The following is a 503-nucleotide window of genomic DNA, read 5'->3' as shown; positions in this document are numbered from 1 at the left end:
TCCTGTTATTTTTGTGTTCCTTTTATTTCTATTTTAATGAGATTCTTCGCTATGCTCTGAATGACATTTTGATTACACTACAAATATTATGGTATGCTACGTATTGTTTTAGCGTAGTATAATTTTCTTTTATCCTGCAAGATTTTTTAAACCTTGTAGGTATGTTTTTATTAGTCTTAACCATTTTTCCTTGTTTGAACCCTAATTCTAATAAGTGGTTTCCTGTTATTTTTGTGTTCATTTTATTTCTTTTTTTAATGAGATTCTTCGCTATGCTCTGAATGACATTTTGATTACACTACAAATATTATAGTATGCTACGCATTGTTTTTGCGTAGTATAATTTTCTTTTATCCTGCAAGGTTTTTTAAACCTTGTAGGTATGTTTTTATTAGTCTTAACCATTTTCCTTGTTTGAAACCTAATTCTAATAAGTGGTTTCCTGTTATTTTTGTGTTCATTTTATTTCTATTTTAATAAGATTCTTCACTATGCTCTGAATG

At 27.6% G+C, this 503-nt stretch carries 1 protein-coding gene; it reads right to left on the bottom strand.

Features of this window, described 5'->3' with window-relative positions:
• Window positions 1-49 precede the first annotated feature (49 nt).
• The gene (locus tag ACVC5O_RS05150; protein ID WP_452220402.1) at window positions 50-241 is read right to left on the bottom strand and encodes a hypothetical protein; all 192 of its coding nucleotides are present in this window, start codon (window positions 239-241) and stop codon (window positions 50-52) included.
• Between the last annotated feature and the right edge of the window lie 262 nt (window positions 242-503).

The sequence above is a fragment of the Lacinutrix salivirga genome, assembly GCF_053604675.1.
This window is presented reverse-complemented; position numbering and strand designations above follow the sequence as displayed.

Excerpts from the sequence above, each read along its gene's own strand:
- ACVC5O_RS05150 (WP_452220402.1), bottom strand. The coding sequence starts at position 241 with ATGAACACAAAAATAACAGGAAACCACTTATTAGAATTAGGGTTCAAA.